Origin of the sequence: Streptomyces sp. WM6386 (assembly GCF_000972385.1) — a bacterium.
GTDB lineage: Bacteria > Actinomycetota > Actinomycetes > Streptomycetales > Streptomycetaceae > Streptomyces.
Map to the genome: position 1 here is coordinate 1 of NZ_JXTE01000404.1, position 557 is coordinate 557.

Here is a 557-nt window from a genome sequence, read left to right on the forward strand (position 1 = left end):
GCTCGGGATCGTAGGCGGGCCAGCCCGGGTCGCCCGTCGTGGCGAACGCGGTCCAGGAGGAGCGGATGTGGGCGGACAGGGCCTCGGTCTCGGGCGAGGGAGTGGGGCCGATCAGCATCGCGCCCAGACCGTTGCCGTCGAACACGCCGAAGGTCAGGGGTACGTCCAGCCCGTGAAAGGCGCCGAGTGCGCCGCCTCGTCCGACTCCTCGACACCGAACCCACGGTCACCGCCTACCCGGAGGAGGCCTCACGCCGGCTGTGGGACCGGCACACCTTCACCGCGCTGGCCCTGACGACGGCGTAGCCGCACCCGGCGTGCGTCACAGGCGAGCCGCGTGATCGGGGACGTAGGTCTGCAGATCGCGCGGCGTGCGCTGATAGCCGGTCGACCCCGGACGGTCGGGCAGCTCCAGCACCGGCGGTGGCACCTCGTGATAGGGCACCGAGCTCAGCAGATGGGCGATCGTGTTCAGCCGCGCCCGGCGCTTGTCGTCGCTCTCCACCACGTGCCAGGGGGACTCGGCGACGTCGGTGTGCACCATCATCTCGTCCTTG

Annotated in this window: 2 pseudogenes; both read right to left on the reverse strand. The window is 71.3% G+C overall.

What is annotated here, in order from left to right:
* Window positions 1-202: pseudogene (locus TN53_RS46405) on the reverse strand (carboxylesterase/lipase family protein); the annotation flags it as partial.
* A gap of 120 nt (window positions 203-322) precedes the next feature.
* Window positions 323-557, reverse strand: a pseudogene (locus tag TN53_RS41960) (polyphosphate kinase 2); the annotation flags it as partial.